The 974-nt window shown below is 68.4% G+C and carries 1 protein-coding gene; it reads right to left on the minus strand.

Going from position 1 to position 974, the window contains the following annotated elements:
- Positions 1–23: 23 nt before the first annotated feature.
- On the minus strand, positions 24–908 hold the full coding sequence (locus ABD259_RS25635) for an IS982 family transposase (RefSeq protein WP_425573583.1): 885 nt from the start codon (positions 906–908) through the stop codon (positions 24–26).
- Between the last annotated feature and the right edge of the window lie 66 nt (positions 909–974).

The raw sequence follows: 974 nt of genomic DNA on the forward strand, positions 1-974 counted from the left end.
CTAGATGATTGAGTCCGATGTCTTTAGTGGTCGTAGGCGATCAGGGAGCGCTTGACCGGTGCTCCGGTCTCCCAGTTGTGCCAGATCGCCGCTGCCATCGCGAGCAGCCGCTGGGCGGTGCGGGCGAACACCCCCGCCTCGCTGCGCCCGCCATGGGACTCCAAGCTGAGCTGGCCTTTCAAAGTGTCGATGACGGCCTCGATCCACTGGCGGACCCGGATGAGCTTGCCGTGGCGGGGCGGCTCGTCCTTGCGGTCGGGCCGAATGAGGTGCGCCCCGAGCCGGTCGGTGACAAAGCGCTCGAACTCGCGTCCGGCGAATCCCTTGTCGGCCAGGATCACCTGCCCCGCGCGCACCAGGTGGTGGTCGCGTTCCAGCAGCGCGGCCATCACCTCCCGCTCGCCGATCCCGGGGTGGGCCAGGCACCAGGTCACCGGCATGCCCTCGGCTGTGGTGACCAGGTAGAGCCGGAACCCCCAGAAGAACCGGGAGTGGGACCGGCAGTAGCCGTAGCCGGCCGCTGCGGCCAGGCGCGAGCGCTTGACGGTCTCGCGGGAGGCCGCGCAGGGCAGCGGGGTGGAGTCGATCAGGCGCAGGTCGTCGCCCCAGGTGGGGACCTGGCGGGCCAGGGCCTGGGCGGTGCGGCTGATCAGGTTCCCGGCTTTGTTGAGCCGCTTGTTGTAGCCGGATTGGCCGGGGAGGTAGCCGAAGAGGTGGCCCAGCCGGGTGCGGGCGAAGCGGATCCAGTGCCGGGTGGAGGGGAAGCCGAGCAGGACCTGGGCGATGGCCAGGCACAAGAGCTCGGCGTCCGACAGCCGGGGCGGGCGTCCGATCCTGCGGGGTTCGGCGATGTGGTCGTCGCAGAACACGTAGAGTGCGGTGAGAAGGGTGTCCAGGTTTCGTGTCACAACTTAACCATCGGGCACCCTTCGTCATGTCCGCAGCCAGTTCAGACATCGGACTCAGTCATCTAG

Origin of the sequence: Nocardiopsis rhodophaea (assembly GCF_039530945.1) — a bacterium.
GTDB classification, from domain to species: domain Bacteria; phylum Actinomycetota; class Actinomycetes; order Streptosporangiales; family Streptosporangiaceae; genus Nocardiopsis_C; species Nocardiopsis_C rhodophaea.